This is a genomic window from Virgibacillus siamensis (assembly GCF_039522605.1).
Classification (GTDB): Bacteria; Bacillota; Bacilli; order Bacillales; family Amphibacillaceae; genus Lentibacillus; species Lentibacillus siamensis.
In genome coordinates this window covers 1-24,154 of sequence record NZ_BAAADS010000020.1, presented here as the reverse complement: position 1 = coordinate 24,154, position 24,154 = coordinate 1, and the positions used below count along the sequence as shown (strand labels likewise).

At 45.0% G+C, this 24,154-nt stretch carries 22 protein-coding genes; 13 read left to right on the top strand and 9 right to left on the bottom strand.

Features of this window, described 5'->3' with window-relative positions; genetic code table 11:
• Positions 1-160: 160 nt before the first annotated feature.
• On the top strand, positions 161-2,242 hold the full coding sequence (locus tag ABD010_RS14510; protein ID WP_343814603.1) for a DUF6270 domain-containing protein: 2,082 nt from the start codon (positions 161-163) through the stop codon (positions 2,240-2,242).
• Between the two features lie 69 nt (positions 2,243-2,311).
• Here ABD010_RS14510 and ABD010_RS14505 read toward each other — a convergent pair whose 3' ends face one another.
• Positions 2,312-2,470: a hypothetical protein gene (locus ABD010_RS14505; RefSeq protein ID WP_343814601.1), complete on the bottom strand. Its 159-nt coding sequence runs from the start codon at positions 2,468-2,470 to the stop codon at positions 2,312-2,314.
• A 141-nt stretch (positions 2,471-2,611) separates the two neighbouring features.
• Between ABD010_RS14505 and ABD010_RS14500 the strand changes: the two genes are divergently transcribed.
• The 7 genes from ABD010_RS14500 to ABD010_RS14470 all read left to right on the top strand — a co-directional run bounded on the left by ABD010_RS14500 (position 2,612) and on the right by ABD010_RS14470 (position 9,703).
• On the top strand, positions 2,612-4,663 hold the full coding sequence (locus tag ABD010_RS14500) for a BglG family transcription antiterminator (RefSeq protein WP_343814599.1): 2,052 nt from the start codon (positions 2,612-2,614) through the stop codon (positions 4,661-4,663).
• 18 nt (positions 4,664-4,681) lie between these two features.
• Entirely contained in the window at positions 4,682-5,161 is a 480-nt protein-coding gene (locus ABD010_RS14495; RefSeq protein WP_343814597.1) for a PTS sugar transporter subunit IIA, read from the top strand.
• Position 5,162: 1 nt separating this feature from the next.
• Entirely contained in the window at positions 5,163-5,447 is a 285-nt protein-coding gene (locus ABD010_RS14490) for a PTS sugar transporter subunit IIB (RefSeq protein ID WP_343814595.1), read from the top strand.
• 486 nt (positions 5,448-5,933) lie between these two features.
• Positions 5,934-7,193, top strand: a complete 1,260-nt coding sequence (locus tag ABD010_RS14485) for a galactitol-specific PTS transporter subunit IIC (protein WP_343814593.1) — start codon at positions 5,934-5,936, stop codon at positions 7,191-7,193.
• A 21-nt stretch (positions 7,194-7,214) separates the two neighbouring features.
• Positions 7,215-8,246: a zinc-binding dehydrogenase gene (locus ABD010_RS14480; RefSeq protein ID WP_343814592.1), complete on the top strand. Its 1,032-nt coding sequence runs from the start codon at positions 7,215-7,217 to the stop codon at positions 8,244-8,246.
• 33 nt (positions 8,247-8,279) lie between these two features.
• A complete protein-coding gene (locus ABD010_RS14475) occupies positions 8,280-8,453 on the top strand; it encodes a hypothetical protein (protein WP_343814590.1) in 174 nt (57 codons plus the stop codon).
• Between the two features lie 194 nt (positions 8,454-8,647).
• Entirely contained in the window at positions 8,648-9,703 is a 1,056-nt protein-coding gene (locus ABD010_RS14470) for a galactitol-1-phosphate 5-dehydrogenase (RefSeq protein WP_343814604.1), read from the top strand.
• Between the two features lie 57 nt (positions 9,704-9,760).
• Here ABD010_RS14470 and ABD010_RS14465 read toward each other — a convergent pair whose 3' ends face one another.
• From ABD010_RS14465 to ABD010_RS14455, 3 genes are read right to left on the bottom strand one after another with little or no spacing between them, the layout of a single operon-like run.
• Entirely contained in the window at positions 9,761-9,934 is a 174-nt protein-coding gene (locus tag ABD010_RS14465) for a hypothetical protein (protein ID WP_343814588.1), read from the bottom strand.
• A complete protein-coding gene (locus tag ABD010_RS14460) occupies positions 9,922-10,422 on the bottom strand; it encodes an NUDIX hydrolase (RefSeq protein WP_343814587.1) in 501 nt (166 codons plus the stop codon). Before ABD010_RS14460 ends, ABD010_RS14465 begins: the two co-directional genes overlap by 13 nt.
• Positions 10,423-10,467: 45 nt before the next feature.
• Positions 10,468-10,893 carry a GNAT family N-acetyltransferase gene (locus ABD010_RS14455; RefSeq protein ID WP_343814586.1) on the bottom strand — a complete coding sequence of 142 codons (426 nt, stop codon included), beginning with the start codon at positions 10,891-10,893 and terminating at the stop codon, positions 10,468-10,470.
• Between the two features lie 162 nt (positions 10,894-11,055).
• On the opposite strand from ABD010_RS14455, the gene ABD010_RS14450 reads away from it, so the two are divergent.
• Genes ABD010_RS14450 through ABD010_RS14435 form a run of 4 tightly spaced genes read left to right on the top strand, consistent with a single transcriptional unit; the run spans position 11,056 to position 16,179 of the window.
• Positions 11,056-12,465 (top strand): PTS mannitol transporter subunit IIBC, encoded by a 1,410-nt coding sequence (locus ABD010_RS14450; RefSeq protein WP_343814585.1) that lies wholly within the window; start codon positions 11,056-11,058, stop codon positions 12,463-12,465.
• Positions 12,466-12,488: 23 nt separating this feature from the next.
• Positions 12,489-14,570 carry a BglG family transcription antiterminator gene (locus ABD010_RS14445; protein WP_343814583.1) on the top strand — a complete coding sequence of 694 codons (2,082 nt, stop codon included), beginning with the start codon at positions 12,489-12,491 and terminating at the stop codon, positions 14,568-14,570.
• Between the two features lie 13 nt (positions 14,571-14,583).
• A complete protein-coding gene (locus ABD010_RS14440; protein ID WP_343814581.1) occupies positions 14,584-15,021 on the top strand; it encodes a PTS mannitol transporter subunit IIA in 438 nt (145 codons plus the stop codon).
• Positions 15,022-16,179 carry a mannitol-1-phosphate 5-dehydrogenase gene (locus tag ABD010_RS14435; RefSeq protein WP_343814579.1) on the top strand — a complete coding sequence of 386 codons (1,158 nt, stop codon included), beginning with the start codon at positions 15,022-15,024 and terminating at the stop codon, positions 16,177-16,179.
• Between the two features lie 443 nt (positions 16,180-16,622).
• On the opposite strand, the gene ABD010_RS14430 is transcribed toward ABD010_RS14435, so the two are convergent.
• From ABD010_RS14430 to ABD010_RS14410, 5 genes are read right to left on the bottom strand one after another with little or no spacing between them, the layout of a single operon-like run.
• The gene (locus ABD010_RS14430; RefSeq protein WP_343814577.1) at positions 16,623-18,110 is read right to left on the bottom strand and encodes an aldehyde dehydrogenase family protein; all 1,488 of its coding nucleotides are present in this window, start codon (positions 18,108-18,110) and stop codon (positions 16,623-16,625) included.
• A gap of 30 nt (positions 18,111-18,140) precedes the next feature.
• Positions 18,141-19,034: a 4-hydroxy-tetrahydrodipicolinate synthase gene (dapA, locus tag ABD010_RS14425; protein WP_343814575.1), complete on the bottom strand. Its 894-nt coding sequence runs from the start codon at positions 19,032-19,034 to the stop codon at positions 18,141-18,143.
• Between the two features lie 27 nt (positions 19,035-19,061).
• Complete coding sequence (locus ABD010_RS14420) at positions 19,062-19,982, bottom strand: proline racemase family protein (protein ID WP_343814574.1); 921 nt, start codon at positions 19,980-19,982, stop codon at positions 19,062-19,064.
• A 15-nt stretch (positions 19,983-19,997) separates the two neighbouring features.
• Positions 19,998-21,020, bottom strand: a complete 1,023-nt coding sequence (locus tag ABD010_RS14415; protein WP_343814573.1) for a proline racemase family protein — start codon at positions 21,018-21,020, stop codon at positions 19,998-20,000.
• A complete protein-coding gene (locus tag ABD010_RS14410; RefSeq protein WP_390351211.1) occupies positions 21,020-22,153 on the bottom strand; it encodes an NAD(P)/FAD-dependent oxidoreductase in 1,134 nt (377 codons plus the stop codon). The genes ABD010_RS14415 and ABD010_RS14410 overlap by 1 nt, the downstream gene beginning before the upstream one ends.
• Before the next feature lie 424 nt (positions 22,154-22,577).
• Between ABD010_RS14410 and nhaC the strand changes: the two genes are divergently transcribed.
• Positions 22,578-23,969: a Na+/H+ antiporter NhaC gene (nhaC, locus tag ABD010_RS14405; RefSeq protein WP_390351213.1), complete on the top strand. Its 1,392-nt coding sequence runs from the start codon at positions 22,578-22,580 to the stop codon at positions 23,967-23,969.
• The last annotated feature ends 185 nt before the right edge of the window (positions 23,970-24,154 follow it).

The following is a 24,154-nucleotide window of genomic DNA, read 5'->3' as shown; positions in this document are numbered from 1 at the left end:
TGGGGAGGTACTTCCTTTTTTATGTCTCTGAGCCCTTGCCGCAGAAGGGCTGATAATTATGAAATTCACTCAAATAAAAGGTTTGAAATAATTATTAACGAGGTAAAGGGGAAAGATGGTAAAATTAGAGTATGATTTGAATACTTAATGGAGGGTTACCATGCTGGCTTATTTTAATGCTATACACCAGGAAGGGCAGCAAAAGATAGTTTTAAAAGGAACGTTTAACGAAAAAATGGATAACGAAAAACCTGACATTTTTTTCCAAGAGAGAGTACCCAAAGAAGATTATTTTAGCCCACAAAGGATGTATATGAATGTGGAATGGCAGGGTCAGGAGTTTACGATTTCGCTGCAATTGGATAAATGGAAAGAAAAATTAGGGCAAAATCAAATATGGGATTGTTATATTTCATACGGAGAGCGAAGAGAAAAAATACAGACAGATTTTAAAGAAAGCATCCGGATGAAGCATACGCCCCATATATTCTATACCGCTAAACCGTATGTCACAAAGGACCAAACGTTGGCTATATCCGTTAAAGCGGGAAAACTTTCTGCCCTTGTTACGGATACCCAAATTGAAAATCAAAAGCTGACGCTTGGGTTTACAATAGCTGACGACTTTTATAAAAAAATTTCAAATGCAAATCAACCTGTTGAACTGGAACTCACGTTTAAAAAAAGAATACAAGCTGACTTGGACGATCATCAGGATGAAAAATCCTTTTCATTCCAACAGACAGACCATCAAAAGCTCACGTCCAAAGTGGATTTGAGTACGTTTATAGCTGGCAAGACATTAGCACCCATGACGAGATGGGATCTTTTTGTAACGGTAAAAAATAATACTGGTCAAACGGTGACCGAACATGTGGATATCGACCCTGACAATGACATTTTTAATCAAGCTTTCAACTTGTCGTCACATCTAAGTGCTCGTTTTGTTTATGATGAGCAGGAAGCTTTTTCATTGTCCATCACCACCGACAAAGAACCAGTCACCATTCAGCATCTACGTGTGAATGAACAAAATGTCAGCATTGAGGGTAAAGCGGACAATCTTATTGTCGACGAGGCTGTTTTGAAAAAAGAGTCCGCATTTGCAAATGCTGAACGTACGGCAACTGTCATGAAGCTGCCTGTTACTGAAAAAGATGGAACATTCAACGTCACGCTATCCTTGGAGCAATTTGTACAACACCATCATATTGATGATAAAGATTTGTTTTTTATAAACATGAAATTCCGGGAAAAACAAGCCAAGGTGAAAATGAATCTACCCATATATCTGGATAAATCAGTGAAATTATCCAAAAAACCGATTCGGGTGACGAATAAATATCAGGTCCGCCTGATCAGGGACGGTTCCAATAAACTACAATTTAGAAGCCGTATCAGAACTCAGGAACCCGACAATCATTCATTGAAAGTTGCAGTCTCAGGCTCTTGCTTCAGCAGACTTGGATTTGGCTCAAGAGATTATTATAATCCCGACTATAAAAATAAATATGAAGTTGTCTACACACAGTTTCATTCTTCCATCATCAGTAAAATGGGGAAACCTGTTAAATTCCCTGAAGAAAAATTCACCGGAATGCATCCAACGTTTATAGATAACGTCCGCAGTGACTTTGAAAAAGACTTTTTTAAGAATCTTAAACAGGCAAAACCTGACTTTTTAATTCTGGACTTTTACGTAGACGGATCAAAGGACGTTCTCCTATTTGACGACAAACACATGATCACCGCCAATTATATGTTGCGTAAAAATCATAACTACCTCCATGAAATTGAACCGAAAGTGACGGTGTTGAATCAGAAAAATATCGAGTCTTATCTGGAGTATTGGCATAAAGCTATTAAAAAGTTTTGCAAGAAACTGGTTAAATATGTACCAGAAGAGCGTATCATTCTTCAAAAAGTAAGAAAAGCAGAGGGGTATCATACAAAAGACGGGGGATTCCGTAAGTTTAAAAATCAAACCTACATTCAACGCAGTAATTATCTCTTTGAATATATGGAGAATTACTTTCTGAATCTTTTACCGAATGTGAAGACAATCGATTTGAATGATAGGGCGTTTTATTCTCATTATAAGCATCCTGGCAGCGTTACACCGGATCACTATGAAACCAATTACTACAAAGAATACATGGATCGTGTGGATGAGAACGTTCTGCGGTATTTCATTCAAAATCCCGCTTACTTGAAGAAAAGGAAGGTTAAAAAAGCCAAATAGTATAAGGTGGTTCATGAAGTACCGAAGACCCAATTCACCCTATTTAAATTGAGGGGGGGATTGGGTCTTTCAACGCTTGGAATCGCCCATACGTGGCGATAACTCAACCAACCCTGGCTGGGAATCAACCGTCCGCTGTGATAAATCAACCAACCCAGGCCCGGAATCAACCGTCCAGCAACAGTCTACCCCCAGCACCGCATTCAAAAAGCATTCCAACGTCAACATCAAAGCCGTCCCCAATCGGTCAACAGTGATTTGTGCTCACAAATCACAATGTTGTACAATTCACGTCCAACAAACTGTGATGAAAACGCATACACTTTTGTCGCTTCAGTTGATACAATTAATAGTGGAAGGAGGGTTACGATGCAACTTGATGACCGAAGCAGTCAATTGTTTGGTGATTTGGTGGATAATCCAGGTATTAAAGGCAAGGAACTGGAATCCAGATATAACATTTCGCGACGGCAACTGGGTTACAGTATTACCAAGATTAATGACTGGCTGAAGTTCAATAACCTTCCTGAAATTGAAAGAACGAAGCAGGGATACTTTCTGATCAAGCCATTTATCTTGGCTAAGTTCAGTAATGAGAATGAGATTGATATGGATACACGGATTCTTTCTGAAGATGAACGTGTTTATATGATCATTTTAATGATTTTGAGTAATGAGGATTTAGCGCTTATTCATTTTACAAGTGAGTTAATGGTCAGCAAGAACACCATTCTTTCCGATTTGAAACATGTACAAAACATTGCGGAAAAATATGATTTAAACGTTCGATATTCAAGACGTGAGGGGTACCTGTTCGAAGGCAATGAATTTAACATCAGAAAGCTTTTGATCAAAGTGATTTACAATGTGTTTAAGCTTAATCAGGGGAGAGAGCGGATTCGCCAAACTGCACGTATTACGGAGGACCAGGTGGAGCAGCTGTCGAGCCAGGTTGAAAACGTGGAAAACAAGTTAAATCTTAAGTTCACCGATGAAAAGCTGGAAATTATGCCGTACATTTTTATCATTATTTTGCGAAGGATTTCAAACAGGCTAACCATTGCACCTTTTTATATTCAGTACAATGAACTGGCAGATACAAAAGAATATGCAGCGACGGAAGAAATATTTTCCGGAGTCCAGGATATCCCTGAGGAAGAAAGACTCTTTATAACGTTACATTTATTAACATCGAATGTTCATTGGTCTGAATTTTTAACAAAAGATACCATTCCAAACTTACTGGAAGCATTAAAGAACATGCTTGATTTGTTTGAACAGACTGCTTGTATGAAGTTGCTGGACAGGGGGCAGTTGCTGCAAAAATTGTTACTCCATGTAAAGCCGGCGTATTACAGAATTAAATATCACCTGACGGAAGTGAACGAGGCAAAAATAGAAGTGAGCAGGGAGTTCCAAGCACTTCATCACATTGTCAAGAAGTCAACAGGCCCGCTGGAAAAATTAATTGGGAGTGCGATACCGGAGAGCGAAACGACTTATTTGACGATGCTGATTGGCGGCTGGTTAACAAGACAGGGTGACAGTATTCAGGAGAAGGTAAAGGCTGTTGTAGTTTGTCCGCAAGGTGTGTCTGTGTCGCGATTATTGTATAGCGAGTTGGATGATTTGTTCCCTGAATTTATATTTTTGGATTCGCTGTCGGTAAGGGAATTTGAGCATTACCAGTTGGATTATGACATTGTATTTTCACCAATCCAAATCGAAACGGTCAAAAAACAGTATACTGTCAATTCATTTTTGGAACGTGGTGAAAAAAAAACCTTACGAAAACAAGTCATGCAGGAGCTACACGGTTTTACGCCGTCGACAATCAGTACGGATGATTTGATGGGGATTATTAGGAAACATACAACGATTGAAAATGAAAAAGCGCTGTTTTCGGAGTTGGACAATTATTTAACGGATGATGAGCTTCCGGATTCGGGTCCAATTCAGGAGAATCCCTACACACCAAACCTGTCAGACTTAATCACGCCTGACAAAATTATTTTAAAAGAAATGACGGGTTCGTGGAAAGAGGCAATATGGGTTGGTGCGGAACCATTATTACAAAAGGGTCTGGTTGAAGAAAGCTATATTGATGCAATGATTCATGATTACAATAAGGATCCATATATCGTGATCGCACCGAATGTTGCGATCCCGCATGCTGCACCTGAAGATGGCGTGAACCATGTTTCTATGAGTTTATTACGGATCAAAAATGGAGTCACGTTTGCTGACGAACATTCGATTAAGCTGATGTTTGTGATCGCGGCTGTCGATAAACAGGAGCATCTTCAAGCCTTGATGCAATTAATGAAACTTGTGCAAGCGGACAAAGACCGAAACGCACTGATCGAAGCGAACAACACGGAAGCTATTTATAATTTAATCAAACTGTATTCCGAAAATTAAACAATGGGGTGTACAACGATGAGTGAACCGTTTTTTGACGAATCCGTTATTCTATTGGATTTGAACAGCGGTACAAAAGAAGAAGTATTGACGGAAATGAGTCAAAACTTATGTAACAAAGGCCTGGTAAAAGAAAGTTTCTGTGATGCCGTTATTGCCAGAGAAGGTGAATTTGCAACCGGTTTACCCACCAAAACGGTATCTGTGGCCATTCCACATACAGATGTTGAACATGTGAACCAAAAGGCGATCAGTATTGCTGTTCTAAAGGAAACGGTCGATTTTGGCGTGATGGGCGATCCCGATGCGGTAACACCTGTTAAGGTCGTCTTCCTGCTGGCAATGGATGAGGCACATTCACAGCTTTCGTTACTGCAGAACCTGATGCAGATTTTCCAGAATGAGGAGACATTAAAGACGATAACAGAAGCTGATAAGTCCACAATCAAAACGTTAATTGAACAAAACTTAATCTATTCCTTTGAAGGGGGTGAGTAAGATGGCAAAAAAACAAGTACTGGTAGCTTGTGGTGCCGGCATTGCGACGTCAACCGTTGTGAACGGCGCAATTGAGGAAATGGCCAAAGAACATAACCTTAATTTGGATCTGGTTCAAATTAAGATTGCCGAAGTTGGTTCCTATGTGGACACTGCCGATTTACTGGTAACGACCGCCATGACCAAGAAAGACTTTCCATTTCCGGTGATCAATGCACAATCATTCTTAACCGGAATCGGCACAGACGACACGAAACAAAAGATTTTGGAGGAATTGAAAAAATAAACCTGTTTAGAGGTTGGGGCATAAAAAGAAAATCCGGAATGGAGCATGAACCGCTCCGGAAATATACTTCGCTTTCACTGCCAGCATAAGTGCGACATCAGCTCAAGAAAATCACTTTCGCTGTGTCTTCTTTACCGTGGGCGGCTGGTGAGCCTCTTCGTGCCCGGTGCTCGTCGTGTTGCAAGCATATTCAGAGGAGCAGCACTCCTCGCAACTCGTAGCATATTCAGTAGTAGTAATGCTCGTCGCATTGCAGAGTCTCACCTATGCCTTTCCTCCCACTTGAATGAGGAGTTCGCACGTTTGAGCGGGAGTTCGCACGTTTGAGCGAGGAGTTCGCGCGTTTGAGTGAGGAGTTCGCACGTTTGAGCGAGGAGATCGCACGTTTTGGAGTCTGCGTATATTTCCTCCGCTCATTTCCGGAATTGTTCTACTTTTGGGTTTCTATTTTTCCCAACCTCTTAACAACATAAGGAGGAAGGAAACATGCAGGGATTTGTTGATTTTATCCAGGCGTTTCTTGATCTGGGGGCAACTGTTATTTTGCCTGTCGCAATATTCTTATTAGGGTTGTTTTTTGGCCAAAAACCGGGAAAAGCATTTCGTTCGGGTCTGACGATCGGGGTTGCCTTTGTTGGTATATTCCTTGTCATTGATTTGCTCGTCAATAACCTGGGACCGGCAGCACAGGGAATGGTGGAGCGGCTCGGTGTCAGCCTGACCGTCATTGATGTCGGATGGCCGGCTGCATCATCGATTGCCTGGGCGTCCACGGTAGCGGCGTTCATTATTCCGCTCGGTTTGGTTGTAAACGTTGTCATGCTCGTAACGAAAACGACGAAAACGATGAACGTCGATATTTGGAACTTCTGGCATTACACGTTTATGGCTGCGATGGTTTATGCGATATCGGGCAGCATCATCCAAGGGCTGATCGCGGCCGTTATTTTCCAGATTATTTGTCTGAAAGTAGCGGACTGGACGGCGCCGATGGTTACTAACTTTTATGAAATGCCGGGTGTATCGATTGCAACCGGGAGCACCATTTCCTATGCACCTGGGATTTTTCTGATCAAAGGATTGCAAAAAATTCCCGGGATCAAAAACTGGTCCGCTGATCCGGACACGATTCAAAAGCGATTCGGTGTATTTGGGGAATCGATCTTTATCGGGCTTTTCCTCGGCGCCGCGATCGGTTTTCTGGCCGGGTACAATGTCGGGGAGATTATTGAAATCGGGATGGCGATGGCCGCCGTTATGGTGTTGATGCCGCGCATGGTGAAAATTTTGATGGAGGGACTCATGCCAGTTTCCGAATCGGCAAGGGAATGGCTGAGCAAACGGTTTGGCGATAAAGAAATCTATATCGGGCTGGACGCTGCGGTGCTGTTGGGTCACCCATCCGTTATTTCCACAGCATTGATTCTGGTGCCAATCACCGTGCTGCTGGCAATTATTTTACCAGGTAACGCGCTGCTGCCGTTTGGTGACTTGGCAACGATTCCATTTATTGTCGCGTTCATTGTCGGGGCAGCTCGAGGAAATATTGTGCATTCCGTCATTGTCGGCACGGTTATGATCGCGCTGTCGTTATATATGGCAACCGACGTAGCACCGATTTTCACGGAAATGGCAATCAATGCAGACTTCGAAATGCCTGAAGGATCGACTAAGATTTCCAGTATTGACCAGGGAGGCAATCTGTTTAACTGGATCATCTTTAAGATTTTCGCATTGTTTAACTGATTGATGAAGGAGATGTTTTTAATGAAGGCGCTAGTGAAAACCGAACTCGGATTTGGCAACCTGGAAATTCAGGATAAACATGAACCGCAGCCCGGCAATGACGAGGTGAAAATTGAGGTGAAATATGCCGGGATTTGCGGGTCGGATATTCACACGTATGAAGGTCATTACAAAGTAGGCGTTCCGGTCACATTAGGGCATGAATTTTCCGGTGTGATTGTGGAAGTCGGACCGGGTGTAACAGCGTTCGAAGTTGGCGACCGGGTAACGTCGGAAACAACCTATTATATATGCGGTGAATGTGAATATTGTCAGGCCGGCGATTATAACCTGTGTAATCACCGGAAAGGATTGGGCACGCAGCAGGATGGCGGCTTTACCAATTATCTAATCGCCCGGGCAAAAAGTGTGCATAAGCTTCCGGATGGCGTCAGCTACAAAGAAGCGGCAATGACGGAACCATTGGCATGCACTCATCATGCCGTATCCAAAACAGTGATTAATGAGGGTGACATTGCCGTCGTGATCGGGCCCGGCCCCATCGGATTATTCACCGCACAAGTGGCGAAAAGTTTTGGCGCGACTGTAATCATCACGGGCTTGACCAATGATCAGGTCCGCTTAAATAAAGCGAAAGAACTGGGGATCAATCATGTTGTGAATACGCAGGAAGAAGATGTGAAAGAAACGGTTGCTTCGTTAACAGACGGGTATGGTGCAGACATCGTATTTGAATGTTCAGGCGCGGTTCCGGCAGCCAAACAGGGACTCGATTTGCTGCGAAAAAAAGGACAATACTGCCAGGTTGGAATTTTTCCCAAAGCAGATGTTTCCTACGACATGGAAAAAGTGATTCAAAAAGAAATTCGCGTTGTCGGCAGCAGAAGTCAAAAACCCGCCGATTGGGGCCCCTCATTGGAACTGATGAATAGTGGAAACGTGAATGCCGAGGCGATGGTCACGCATGAATTTGCTATTACGGAATGGGATCAAGCATATCAGGCGATTAAAGGCGGCGAGGCGATAAAAGTACTGCTGACGCCTGTTGAGTGAGAGTGTGATTTTTGTTGAAAGGGTGAGTTGAAAATGGTCGAAATTGTTCTGGACTTCGTATTGGGGCCGTTCTGGCGAGCAGTAGGCGATTTCTATTTTCAGCATCAGATGATTTTGAACAGTATGGTTGTAGGCGCAGCCCTGTTGAATATATTTTTTAGAAAACGAAAAACGCAGCGTGAATCAGAGGCTGGCGGTCAGGGTTGAAGTGCGGCATGAATCAGATGCTGAAAGTCAGAGTTAAAAAATGGGGAAAGAAGTCGGCACTCAGTTGAAAAAGCGCAGCGTGAATCAGAATCAGGCGGTCAGAGTTAAAAAATACGGTATGAATGAAAGCCGGCAGCCAGGTTGAAAAAGTCGGTATGATTAAGGCCGCTGCCGGAGTGGAAAGGGTGAACAGTATGAGAGCACTGAATCTATATGGCATACAGGATTTACGAAGCGAGGACACCTCGCGGGAACCTGTTATTGAGAATCCGGATGACGTAATTGTGAAGGTCAAAGCGGTGGGAATTTGCGGATCTGACCTTTCCAGATATAAAAAACTCGGCCCGTATGTAGAGGGAATGACGTTCGGGCACGAGTTTTCCGGAGTGGTTGTCGAAGCGGGGCCGGAAGTTGGTGGGCTCCAGGCAGGTGATCGCGTGGCAGGCTGTCCCACTTTTTACTGCGGCAAATGTGAAAGCTGCCGAAAAGGAGAGCTGTCGCGCTGTGAAAAGCTAACCGTCATCGGCGCGCGGCATCCCGGGGCATATGCCGAGTATGTCAAACTGCCGGCGGAAAATATTATACCATTACCCGACGAGGTGGACTTTGATACGGCAGCCATGATCGAGCCATCGGCCGTCGTCGTACACGGCATGTACCGCACATCACTGCAGCCCGGGGGAAGTGTTGCTGTAATGGGATGCGGCAACATTGGCCTGCTCGCGGTCCAATGGGCGAAAATATTCGGTGCCGAAACGGTGTTTGCGATTGATATTGATGATGACAAGCTTGGGACTGCCAGGGAGGTTGGCGCCGATGTCGTGATCAATTCCTCAGGGGCCCCGGCGTATGACCAATTAATGGGGTGTACGGGTGGCAAAGGTGTTGATGTCGTGGTCGAGTCTGCCGGGTCGCCTGTTACCTCAGCACAAGTATTTGCGCTGGCCAAAAAAGGCGGGGAAGTCGTGTTTATGGGCATCCCATATGCAGACGTGAACATTGGGCGGTTTTATTTTGAGAAAATTGTCCGGAGCGAGCTGACCGTATTAGGATCATGGAACGCGATATCCGCGCCATTTCCGGGAAAAGAGTGGGATGCGACCGTTCATCATATGGCCCGTGGTCAACTGGATGTAAAGTCGATGATCACCCACCGGCTGAATTTGCGCGAAGGCCCTGATGTGTTTGATCGGATTGTGAATCGCGATGGGTCGTTTGGCAAGGTGCTGTTTTATCCGGAGCTGGGTTGATGAAGGTTTGCCCCCGGGTGGTGGAGTGGGTTGAAAAGTTTGATTGGCGCATGGTTTTTATGTGTAGAGGGGCCCTCCTCCGCCGATGAAATCGTCCAATCCGCTGATAAAATAGCACAATCCGCCGATAAAATCGCTGGACCCGCTGATAAAATGGTGAAAGCCGCCGATAAAACAGCCCAACCCGCCGATAGAAATAGGGGGGGCGCCGCCAAGCATCATTTCCACCAAGCTACAGATCCCCTAAACATATCCCGAAAATACCTTAATGACGGAACGAACGCCCCATCCTTGATCAAACGTTTGATTTCATCCGGTGCAGCCCACCGCGCGTCGATGACTTCATCCGGCTGGGGGACCACGTCTTCAATGGCAAATGAAGCATGGAACAGCCAGGCATCCCAAAAGTCGCGCTCCCGCCGTACACTGCGTACAATTTCCCCGCCGTACCCGGACAGGTCAATGCCGATTTCCTCATATGCCTCGCGCAGTGCGCCCTGGTAACTGTTCTCGCCAGTCAGCACCGAACCGCCTGGACACTCCCATAGGTTGGGATTCGGTTTATCGGGGTGTCGTTTTGAGATTAAAAACTCCCCTTTATCATTCACAATCCAAATGCTTACGACCAGATGAAAATCCCCGTCTGGCAAAGGAACACCCCGTTTATGTGTTCTGTCGGTTTTTCGCCTGTCCTTGTCATACACATCCCACAGTTCCACCCAATTCCTCCCATTCAATTTTACGTCATGCTGCCGATTCGCCCCTCAGTCACCCAAGCGCTTCTGCAAAAAATACTGATTAAAGCCTCGCGGGTGATCCTCCAAAATGCCAAACGTCTGAAACCCGTTCTTCATATAAAATTCCGGCGCCTGGAAGCTGAAAGAATCGAGAAACATAAGCCGGCAGTCATGATCAATGGCATATTGCTCGAGCCGCTCCAGCAGCATTCGGCCGTATCCTTCCAGCCGCAGTGTTTCCTCGACCCACAAAAAATCGATATGTACGTGCTGCCAGTACATCGTTCCGGTGATGCCGCCGATGACATTGCCGTCGTCATCTTCCAATACGAAGCCAAATTCTTTTTTGTCCGTTTTCAATTCGTCGGGAAGCTGTTTCATGTTGTGTTCGATTACGTTTTCCCGGATGAAATCCCGTGCAGCCTGGTCCGATCTCTGTGTGATTTTTGCCATAACCCATTCCCCCATTTTAATTGACCGATTCAGTATAGCACATTTTAATCTTGTCAGCGTCGATTCTGACAAAATAGCATTTAGATTTTGTTGTAAACGCTCTATTTGCGCAGTAACCTTAAGTTAAGGACTTATCAATTCATAAAAAAGGAGCGCTTTATAATGGCTGAAAAGAAAGAATTTCGAGCAAAGATTCAGCGGTTTGGAAGCTTTTTAAGCGGTATGATCATGCCGAATATCGGCGCCTTTATCGCGTGGGGCATTATTACCGCACTATTCATTCCCGATGGATGGTTTCCGAATGAAGATTTAGCGGTATTGGTCGATCCAATGCTTAAATATTTGCTTCCATTGTTAATTGGGTATTCAGGCGGCAGGATTGTATATGACATGCGCGGTGGTGTCGTCGGTGCCATTGCAACAATGGGGGTGATTGCCGGGACAGATATCCCGATGTTCCTTGGCGCCATGGTGATGGGACCTCTTGGCGGATATTTAATCAAGAAAGTCGACGATATGTTTCAGGATAAAATTAAATCAGGATTTGAAATGCTGTATAACAATTTTTCAGCAGGAATCCTAGGCGCAATTCTTGCAGGGATTGCGGTTAAATTAATCGGTCCTGTTGTGGAAGGCTTAAGTGCGGCGTTAGCGGCAGGTGTGGAGACGATTATTAATGCCGGCCTGTTACCGCTTGCCAGTATCATTATTGAACCGGCAAAAGTACTATTTTTAAACAATGCCATTAATCATGGGATACTGACTCCGCTTGGAATCGAACAGGCTAATGAAGTTGGGGACTCCATTTTACTACTGCTCGAGGCAAACCCTGGTCCGGGACTCGGCGTGCTGCTGGCGTTTTCGATTTTTGGCAAAGGGGCGTCCAAAAGTTCTGCTCCGGGTGCAGCGATCATCCAATTTTTCGGCGGAATTCACGAAATTTATTTCCCATATGTATTGATGAAGCCTGCGTTGCTGCTTGCCGTTATCGGCGGTGGTATAAGCGGTGTGTTCACCCTGACACTTTTCCAAGCAGGATTGACCGGACCGGCATCACCGGGAAGCATTATTATGGTACTCGCCATGACACCGCAAGGAAATTTCCTTGGCGTCATAGCTGGTGTGCTCGTGGCCACAGCCGTTTCATTCATCATTTCCGCCCTCATTTTGAAAACAAGCAAGGTAAAAGATGGGGATTTATCGGAAGCTACTGATAAAATGGAAGAAATGAAAGGGAAGGAAAGCGCTGTTGCGGGTTCGTTAAAAGAAGAAGCACCGGCTGAAAAATCGAATGATGACATTAACAAAATTATTTTTGCCTGTGATGCCGGAATGGGATCCAGTGCCATGGGTGCATCATTGTTAAAAAATAAATTTAAAAAAGCGGATATTGATATTTTTGTTACCAACTCCGCAATCAGTCAAATTCCGGATGACGCGGATCTAATCATTACGCATAAAGACTTAACGAGCAGTGCCGAGGCGAAAAAACCGGATGCGGAACACATTTCCGTGGAAAACTTTTTAAACAGTCCCAAGTATGATGAACTGGTGGAACGTTTTAAAAACTAAGCTGGCATGAAAGGGGTGAAAAGATGTACATTTCCGGCCGTGAACGTAAATTTATTCATTTGCTGTTGCACGCAGACGGTGCCCTGACCGTGCATCAAATTGCCGATACGCTGGATGTGAGCGAGCGGACCGTGCACCGTGATTTGAAAAATATCGAGGACATTGTTGCGGATTATAATCTACAGTTGGTCCGGCAAGCGGGTCGGGGGCTGGTTATTTCCGGTGATGCCGAATCCAGGAACAAACTCGATTTGGAGGTTTCCAATGCGGCGTTTTCGGATTTCACGGCGGAGGAGCGGCAGGCGATGATTTACGCGACACTGCTGGAAATGGATGAACCGATCAAGCTTTTCACCCTTGCCAATGAATTAAAAGTTACGATCGCAACGGTCAGCCATGATCTGGATCAGCTTGAAGCGGAACTGAAAACGTATCAGCTTACATTGATCCGCAAACGAGGTTATGGTGTCCGATTGGAAGGAAAAGAGTCGAATAAGCGAGCGGCATTAAGCAGTCTGATCACCGCGCATATCGAACCCTTCCAATATGTTTCGCTTTTAAAAAATAATATCGAAAAACAGCAGCAATCCAGCATGATTTCCGACAGACTGCTCGGCTTGGTCGATCCGGAAAAACTGACGATTATTGAAGAAACGGTTAATGCGGCGATGGAAGAATTGCCGCAGGAGCTTGCTGACAGTGCGTACATCGGCTTGGTTGTCCATTTGGCTTTAGCGCTGGAGCGGCTGTTAAAAGGGGATTCGATTCATATCGATCCGGATTATTTGACCCAGATGGAGGAATCCCGGGAATTCACTGTTGCCAGGAAAATGATTGCGCATTTTGAAGAAGCGTTTCAGATGGACATTCCGAACGACGAAATCGGCTATATTACGATGCATTTAATGGGGGCAAAACTCCGATCCGATTCCAATAGTTTAATGGAAGAGTCGGGACTGGACATTGTATACAAGGCAAAAGAACTGATCAATTATGTGAGCAGCATGACTGAGGATGATTGGATGCGTGAAAATACCGTGTTGCTGAATGATTTGGCCGCCCATTTGAAACCGTCCATTTACCGGATGAAGCAGGGGTTGGCGATCCGGAATCCGTTAATCGGCGAGATCCAGCGTGATTATGATTCGCTGTTTGACTTGATTCAGGAAGCGGTCGGGGAAATTTTTCCGAATCTGGATGTTCCGGATGACGAAATCGGGTATCTTGTCCTCCACTTCGCAGCCGCAATGATTCGCGATGAGGCAGACTCGGAAATGCGTGCACTGGTCATTTGTTCAAGCGGAATCGGGACAGCGAAAATACTGGCAACCAAACTTAAGCAGCAGATTCCGGAAATAAGAAATGTGGAAAATAAATCGGTCCTTGATTTAGAACAGGCTGAAATGTCGAGGTACGATATCGTTGTTTCCACGATTGGGCTGGGCGAGGATGAGTCTATCCAAATTTCACCGATGCTGACAGAAGCGGAAGTGCACCGCATTAAAAAAGCAATCAAGCAGAAAAAAATTACCCGCCGTCTGTCACGTGATGACACATCATTCCAGCCGGACGACGATTTTATGCAGCGATTGCAAACGACCCAGCAATACACAAAAGCAGTCACAGACTTGCTGGCATCCGTTTTTGCAGCGAACATCGAGGAAGAATTGTCGATCGCATCTGTTTTACGGTTCATCAGCAATGAACTGGAAACGCACGGGCTGATTCGGAATAAGGAATTGATTTTTCAAAAGCTGCAACAACGGGAACAAAAAGGCGGGCTCGGCATACCAGGCACAACGCTGGCGCTGTATCATGCACGGTCAAGCGGGTTGGATCAGCTGAGTTTCACCATCTATCCGCTTGAGCATCCGTTAACACTGGAGGGGATGGACGATGCCCCGATGAACATAGACACGATCCTGGTGATGCTTGCGCCAGATGATGCTGATCAGGGGGCCCTGGATGTGCTGAGTCACTTGAGCAGTCTGATGATTCAGGATGAAGAAAGCTCGCATCTGTTTGAATCCGGCGATGAAACCCGGATAAAAGCGTTTATGAGCCACGAGATGCAAAAATTTTTACATGACAAAAATATTCTGTAGGGAGCGTATCAACATGGAAAACCAAATTTTAAACGAGCAAAACATTCAACTTGACGTGAAATTGAACGGAAAAGAAGAAGCAGTCCGTCATGTCGGCGGAATTTTAGTGGACAATGGCTATGTGGAAAAAGAATATGTCGAAAAAATGCTGGAGCGCGAAGAAGTGACGTCCACCTACATGGGGAACTATGTCGCCATCCCGCACGGAACCGAGGACTCCAAAGACACCGTAACGAAAACCGGCATCTCGATTGTGACGATTCCGGACGGCGTGGATTTCGGAAGCGGCAACACGGTTAAAGTACTGATCGGGATCGCCGGAAAAGGGGATGAGCATCTTGAAGTCCTTTCGAAAATTGCCATCGTCTGTGCCGAAGAAGAGAACATTGAAAAAATGATCTCCGCTGATTCCAGTGAAGAAATTCTCGCTTTATTTAACGAGGTGGAATAAATGTTAGCTGTACATTTTGGTGCCGGCAACATCGGCCGCGGGTTTATCGGCGAACTCCTGTATAAGGCAGGCTACCATACAACTTTTGTCGATGTGAACGAAGCAGTGATCAACGAACTCAATGCGAAAAAAGAATATCCTGTCATTTTGGCCGCAGAAAATAGCGAAACACTGGCAGTAAAGGATGTTTCCGGAATCAACAGTGTCTCGAATCCGGATGATGCCGTTGATGCTATCGTAAAAGCCGATGTTGTCACCACAGCTGTCGGCCCGAATATCCTGCCGATTATCGCGAAGCTCATTGCACGCGGGCTGCAGGAACGAGTTGCGCGTAATCCGAAAGCACTCAATTTGATTGCATGTGAAAATATGATCGGCGGGAGCGCATTGCTCAAGGAAAAAGTGTATGAACATCTTGGCCCGGATGAGCGCGGGAAATGTGACGAACTGTTCGGCTTTCCAAATGCTGCTGTCGACCGGATCGTGCCGAACCAGTCCAATGCCGATTTGTTGACCGTGTCTGTCGAGCCGTATTATGAATGGGTCGTGGAGATGAGTGGTATGAAAGGGGAGGCACCCGCAATTGACGGGATCACCTATGTCGACGATCTCCAGCCATACATCGAGCGGAAGTTATTTACCGTCAATACCGGCCACGCAGTCCCGGCATACATCGGACAGTACATGGGATACAGCACCATAAGTGAAGCCATGGATGATTGGCGGGTTCAGGACATCATCGGCGGCGCATTGAATGAATCCGGCGAAGTTCTCATCCAAACGTATGATTTTGACCGCGAAACACACGCGGATTATATTGCCAAAATCATCGCCCGCTTCAAAAATCCGTATATATCAGACGATGTCAAGCGTGTCGGACGCGGACCAATCCGCAAACTCGGCCCCATGGATCGCCTGGTTAGACCGGCCACTGAATATGTGGAGATAACCGGCAAAAAACCCGTCTACCTTGCCAAAATTATTGCTGCGGCATTGCACTTTCACAATGAGGAAGATGACGAGGCGGTGAAACTGCAGCAGATGATTGCGGAAGATGGGTATGAGCAGGCGTTACGGGAGGTAGCCGGTCTGGAGCCGGGTGACCCGGTGCTGGTGGCTGTGATGGAAGAGTTGGATGATTTGAAGAGACTGAAGTAATAGGGAGGACTGTCACTTGTGTGGGGTGGCAGTTTTTTAAATTTGTGGATATAACAGCATGGTTTTTGGGGGCGAGGTGTAAACCGAGCGAACTTCGGCAAAAATCGAGCGAAGTGGGCGTCCAAACGAGCGAACTCCGGCCGAAATCGAGCGAAGTGGCCGGTCAAATGAGCGAACTCGGGGCAGAAATGTGAAAAATGATCGGTCAAACGAGCGAACTCAGCCCCGAAACATGCGAAGTCGCTCCCCAAACGTGCGAAGTCAACGCCAAACTGACCCCAGCATGAAACGGGCAGCCAGCCTTCTCCGCAGAAAACAAATTTCGTATAATTGAAACCAAGACAATGAAGTAATGCGTGAACCAACAGTCCAAATAAAAAATACCCACCCATCTATTATTTGGGGTGGGTATCTTATTTTAACTATGGGTACTGATCACTGAATCACGTTATTCTAACCAATACACTTTTTACCTCCGTGTAATTTGCCAAACCATATTCTCCGCCCATCTCACGGCCGATTCCGGATTTCTTGTAGCCGCCAAATGGCATCGTCTCTAATTCGAGGCCGAAATCATTGACCCAAACAGTGCCTGCCTGCAGTTTGCCGGAAACGCGGTGTCCTTTTCGAATATTTTCTGTCCAAACGCTGGCAGCTAAACCATATTCACTGTCGTTTGCCCGCTTTACAACCTCTTCTTCTGAGTCAAATGGAAAGATGGCGATTACCGGTCCGAAAATTTCTTCTCGTGCAATGGTCATATCATCTTCAACATCGGCAAAAACAGTTGGTTCGACAAAATAACCTTTGTCAAATGCTTTTTTGCCGCCTGCCACGAGGCGCGCTCCTTCAGCTTTACCTTTTTCAATATAATCGAGAACAGTTTGCTGCTGTTTAGCTGAAATCAGCGGTCCCATTTCGGTTTCAGTATCCATGCCTGGTCCGAGTTTAATGGCGTTAGCACGTTCGGCAATCGCTTCGACTACCTCGTCATAATGATCACGCTGAACATAGAGCCGTGTACAGGCGCTGCAGTTTTGGCCGTGGTTATACATTGTCCCGTTAAGTGATCCTTCAATTGCTTCCTCCATGTTGGCATCATCGAAAATAATACTAGGTGATTTTCCGCCAAGCTCCAGCGTAATTCCTTTAATGTCATCGGCCGCCTTTTGCATGACATTTTTTCCGGTAGCGGTGGATCCCGTAAAAGCAACTTTTGCTACATCTTTATGCGAAATAAGAGCCTCGCCAGCTACACTGCCGGCTCCGGGCACAACATTGACAACACCGTCAGGGAAGCCTGCCTCTTTAAACAATTGTGCAGCGTAGAGTAGTGATAAAGGTGTTTCAGTTGCTGGTTTAATAACTATCGTACATCCTACAGCAAGTGCGGAACCAAGTTTCCATCCGGCCATGGCGAGTGGAAAGTTCCATGGGATGATTTGACCGACGACGCCTACAGGTTCATGTACAATATAATTAAAGTAATCAGGCGATACGTTGACTGTTTTTCCGGTTATTTTTGTTGCCCAGCCGGCATAATAACGAAAGTGCTGAACGGTACCATCCACATCGTCTTCCAATGCCACCTTGTATGGTTTCCCGTTATCCAGTGCTTCCAGCTGTGCGAGCTCTTCCCGATTTTGTTCGAGTAAGTCGGCAAATTTATAAATCAGATGTGACCGCTCTGCTGCTTCCATTTTGGTCCAATCACCCTCGTCAAAGGCCTTTTTGGCAGCATTGACAGCAGCATCAACGTCAGTTTCCTGCGCTTCACTTACCTTTGCAATAACCTCTTCTGTGGCCGGGTTCAGGACATCGAAAGTCTCACCATTTGTGGATTGCACATATTCACCGTTAATATACAGGCCTTTAACACCCTGCAAAAACTTTTCCACTTTCGGCTTCAACACCATTTCTTTTGTAGCCATTTAAATGTAACCTCCTTAAAATTTTGTTTGTTATTGTTTAACAGTCTGTATTTGATCTAAAATTTCCCGCAATGTTACTTCTTCCTTATCGGTCAGCGGCAGCCGTGGTTTGCGTGAAGGTCCACCGGCCAGCCCTTGCAGCTCCATTCCGCGTTTAACTATTTGTACATATTTCCCGGAGTCCTCCAGGAAATTGCAAAGCGGCAGAATTTGATCATAGATTTCCCAGGCTTTATCTACATTGCCTTCCTTAAAAGTTGTATAGAGCTCGGTTGCCAATTCAGGTACAATATTTCCGGCTACCGATACCCAGCCGGTTGCACCCACCAAAAAGGATTCAAGCACAAGGTCATCTGATCCGCAAAATGGTATGATGGAATTGCCGCCCTGTCTTACGATATCTCGGACTTTACGAATCTCACCACTTGATTCTTTGACGTGTGTGATATTTTCCACATCACGGCCCACTTGTAAAATGGTTTCCGTCTCGATATCAATCCCGGAAGTGAATGGGTTATTATAAATCATGATAGGGAGTGATACGGACTCAGCAACCGTTTTAAAATGTTCATAGATTTCGTTATCTTTCGGGTGCGCATAGTACGAATTGATTAACAGCGCGGCATCTGCTCCAACCGATTCCGCCTTTTTCGTATATTCCACCGCGTCTGCAGTCGTTTCTGCCGCAGTACCAATAACTAGTGGAATGCGGCCGTTTACTTGTTCAGCAGCCACTTCCATAAGTTTGAATTTCTCCTCTTTTGTCAGACTGACGAATTCACCGGTACTCCCGTTGACAATGATGCCAGCCACGTTTATGGTGATAAAATGCTCGATATTTCGCTTCAATCCCTCATAATCAATCGTTTCATCATCGTGCATTGGTGTTGCAAGTACCGGAAATGCTCCTTCTAATAATGCCATTTGTAACTCCTCCTTAGTTTATAAAACTTATTTCAACAAAAATCCATGTTCTAGCGGATCTGTTGGATCATAGATGAATTGATGAATTCCCGTAACATACGCCTCTGTTTCCATTAAAAAATGATGACTGGTTCCTGCTGCCAATGCTGCGGTCATTGTGCCGCCAAAAATACTCTCGTTCTCAAGCGTTGTTATAGCAGGGGACTCATAGAGCAATAACTGGAAAATAGCAAACGTACTATCTGCCCCTGGCGACCGCAAAATGGTTCCATCTTTCTTGAAGGTGACCGAACGAACCTTGGCCTGATTCTGCCTGGAAATTGATTCGGTCAAGATAACACCATCAAATGCATGTTTTTTTCCTGCCTCTGTAACAGTGTGTTTTCCCCACTTTGAAATGGCGAGGAGGTTTTCCATGTCAATACCGGGGATGGAATCGGGCAAATGATAAACCAGATAGTCCCGGGATTGATCAATTTGAACAATGCTACATGTTTCGTCGATACTCAAAACCTTGCATTCACCGCTTTCAAAGCAAGATGAACGGACTTCCTGCTGCTCGAATATAGCTGTGATGGAATAGATACCGTGAGTTGTTTCTATTTGATACACGTTCTTTTCTTTTTTGGTAATGTTTCCGGTTTCCAGTAGGGCTGTTACGGTAGCAACTAAACCGCTGTATGTGAAGGATGTACCGTTATCATGTTGAACAAACAGACACGCATAATCAGCAACCTTAGATGGCAGCACAATACACCCATTCATACCTTGATAACCCCGCGGCTCGTTTAAAAGCAGTTCTTTTTCACGCTTAAAATTCAAATCAATCGTGTCCTGATTTAATTCCATAACATCAGCATTCAACGTCATGAGTGAGTGAACAATAATCCGAAAAGGTTCTCCCGCAACGTGAGTGTCAATCGTAGTAAACATTTTGTCAGCTTCCATCGTATGCCTCCCTTCTTAATGACCTTCCATGGGCGGAATGAGTAAATATCCTTCCGCCAGCGGGTCTTTATCATTGTAGAAGAAACGATGCATCCCCATGACCCAGGCGGATCCGGTGACTTCAGGAATAACAGCTTCAAAGTCTTTTATCATTGTTGTTTCCAGTATTTTTGCTTTAAAAAGTGTGCCAACGATACTTTCATAGATAAATAGTTCATTCTGTTTAATATCTCCATGATGGTACATCGCTGCAAGCTTGGCTGAAGTTCCGGTGCCACAAGGAGAGCGGTCAATTCCGCCGGGTGGTACCACAACTGTATTTTTTAAATCAGCATCCGGATGAACCGGATCAGTATAGAATTCAATATGGGTTAGCCCATTTATGAAAGGTTGTTCAGGATGCGCAATGTCCACCTGTTCATTAATGGCATTTCGTATCGTTATAGCCTTGTCTATAATAGTTGATGCGTTATCGGTTGTGAGCTCCAGTCCCAGTTTACGCGCATCGATTATTCCGTAAAAATTACCGCCGTATGCAATTTCACATGTAATGGGACCGACATGTTCAACATCCATTTCAACCGTTTTCAGCAGAAAAGACGGGACATTTGCAAAGGTAACCTCCAATGCTTTTCCGCTTTCCACTTTAACTTTTACGCGAACGATTCCGGCCGGTGTATCCAGATTGATGTTGGTGTATGGCTCAGTGATTTCAATCAGTCCTGCTTCGACAAGTGCTGTGCAAAATCCAATCGTATCATGGCCGCACATGGGCAAGTATCCGCCAGTCTCGATGTAAATAACACCGAAATCAGCGTCCGGATGGCACGGATTCACCATCAGCGCACCGGACATTACATCATGACCTCTTGGCTCATTCATTAAAAATTTCCGAATCCAGTCATAGTGTTTTTTCATATAAAGCATCTTTTCCGACATGGTGTTTCCTTTTAGCTTCGGAAGTCCACTTAATACAGTTCTGGTCGGATTGCCGCCTGTATGGGTATCGATGGTGGTAAATAACCGGTTCAGCTTCATTAACTCAACACCCTTTCTGTAAAGCGGCTGTGACGTAATGCGTCAATTGGAATCGACAGTTCCTTGTCGGAAATCATTTCCTCGATCACTTTTCCTGTTATCGCTGCCAGGCTGATTCCATCGCCTTCATGGCCGGCCGCGATATAAAACCCTGGCACTTCATCGACATGCGACACAATTGGCAGGTGGTCTTCAGTCCACGGCCTGAGCCCGGCATATGTTCGAATCACGGTCATGTCGGCCATTTTCGGATAGAACCTTACTGCCCGTTTGGCTATGTAACGTGTCACATCCTGGTTAACCTTCGTATCAAATCCGTTAAATTCCCGACTGCTGCCAATCAGGAAGTTTTGGCTTTCAGTCGGTTCAAACACTAAGGCAACACCATACTTTTCCGTCATGTCATCAACCATCCGTTCGCCGCCAAACTTGGAAATCAAATAGCCAAATTCCATGACTTTCCTTAATCCCACGGGTTTCTCTCTGGAGGCGACAATCAGCTGGCCTTTTCTCGGTTTGATGCGGATATCGACATCCAACATTTCACCGATAAAAGGGGCCCATACACCACAGGCATTTACCACTTTTTTTGCTGTGAATGTTTGTTGATTGGTTTCGATCACAAATTGTCCGTCACTGCCTTTAGACACGTTTTTCACTGCTGTATGTGCGTATATGCTGGCACCGTTTTGTTCTGACTTGTGAAACAAAGCATATGTAAGCATATACGGGTTAACGGTGGAATCTGATTTGCACTCCAGACCGCCATACAGGTCATCGGCAAAGTATGCGGATTCGTTTCGCAAATCTTCCCGGTCCAGCATCTGAAAGTCCAATCCTGCATCCTGTTGCTGCTGCACCCATTTACTGGCAGCATCCATTTCATTATCATTTTCACAGACAAGAATACTTCCCGGGTTGCGGTACTCAAAGTCAATATCCAGATCATCATTTAATTCATGCACCAATCGCTGGCTTTTTAGCGACATTTGACTGTCGAAACCGGGATCCTTATCAATCGCCAGAATATTTCCGTCACAGCGGGAAGAGGTCCCGTTTGCCAGTTCTTTTTTTTCCAAAACAGCGATGTCGAGACCAGCTTTTGCACAATAATGCGCAATTGCTCCTCCCATAATCCCTCCGCCGATGACAACAATGTCGTGATGTATTGCGTTCTTCAAGGCTGTACCTCCTTTTAAACGGTTTCATCATATATGCATGCAAATTTTGTGCCAATCTAATCGTACGGAATTGTTCGCATAACGATAGAAGTTCCAATGATGGGTGTGTAAAAAATATTAGAAAGTGTAAAAGTTATTATACGGTTTGGAAGAGGGCGGTGTATGGAGTAATATAATATATCACTCCAATAAATAATGGCATGGTTTTTGCATGTAACTGTACAAGAAAATATATCGAAAAACCTGGTTTACAAGCTGACGGGTTGATTATATGAGGAGGGAGGTGTTCGGATTCCTTTTGTAAGCGTTGCCAATTACAGGAACGAATAGAATTAAAATTTAAGGAGGATCTTAATTGAAACCGCAAAAACCAAAAATGTATGAAGTGTTTCTTGTTTTGATCATATTTCTGGTGATTATGTCTTTATCTGTCGCTGTTTTTTCCATACCGATTCAATTAGGACTGTTTGCAACATGGTTTATTGTAATTGGCTTGGGGTTAAAATTAAAACATTCGTACCAGAACTTGCAGGATTCCATCATGAAGGGGATATATAATGGGTTGGAAGCAACACTCATTTTATTTACCGTTGGGGCATTAATAGGAACCTGGATTGCCGGTGGAATTGTCCCTTCGTTGATCTATTTCGGGTTACAAATTTTAAATCCGACTATCTTTTTGGTGGCGGCAATGATTATTTGTGCGATCACATCCCTTGCTACCGGCACATCGTTTGGGACTGCGGGTACAGCTGGAATTGCCATGATGGGAATTGGGTCCAGTTTCGGAATTCCATTGCCATTAGTAGCGGGTTCCGTAATATCGGGAGCATATGTGGGCGATAAATTGTCTCCGCTGTCAGACACCACAAATTTAACTGCTTCACTTTCGAAAGTGAATGTTATTGAACACGTGAAAGGAATGTTGCCAGTCAGTATTCCGACATTATTAATTACGGGATTTCTATTTACACTTGTCGGTTTCTTTTATGTTAATGATGACGGTGATTTATCACGTGCACAGGGTGTTGCATCAGCGTTAGGCGAAACGTTTAATATTCATTGGTATATTCTGATTCCAGCTGCCGTTGTCATTGCATTGTTGGCAATGGGGAAGCCAGCCATTCCGGTTATTTCGTTTGGTGCACTTCTCGGAGCCATTTGGGCGGCATTATTTCAAGGAATGACCATTATTGCAGCAATAAAGACAGCCTATGATGGTGTAGTTGACATTTCTTCCGGTGTTGAATTTATTGATTCATTGCTTAATTCTGGTGGTATTGTGTCCATGCTTGGTGTCATTGCACTGATTTTGATGGCACTTGGTTTAGGCGGGCTGCTTGACCAGGTGGGCATATTACGAGCCTTCAGTAATTTGTTTGATAACTGGGTGAAGGACAGTACTGGAAGGCTGACACTTGCAACCATGTTTTCAGGTTTTCTGGGCAACTTATTTGGAAGTGCTGCCTATGTATCTAATATTACAGGAACAAAAATGACCGAAGACCTGTATGATGACCGGAATATTGACCGCCGTGTATTATCACGGAATACAGAAGGCGGCGGAACGGTTACAACGCCAATGGTCCCTTGGTCAGACGGCGGTATCTATATGTCGACAGTTCTAGGTGTTTCGACACTAGCTTATCTGCCTTTCTTGTGGTTTGGTTATATTGGGATTATTATTACGATAATCTATGGATATAAAGGCTGGTTCTTTTTTAATTCAGACAAAAAGAAAGGGAAAAAAGATCATAAATCCGCGTAAAACCAATAAGCCGCCTCTACAATTGTGGAGGCGGCTTTTGTATATGTTTCGGGATGTAATCGTGCGAAGTCGTGCTCAAACGTGCGAAGTCATCACCCAAACGTGCGAAGTCCTTGATATTGTCCCTATAAAATAGACAGTTTTAAAATCGTGCAACCATAATGTTAATTTTATTAATGGGGGCG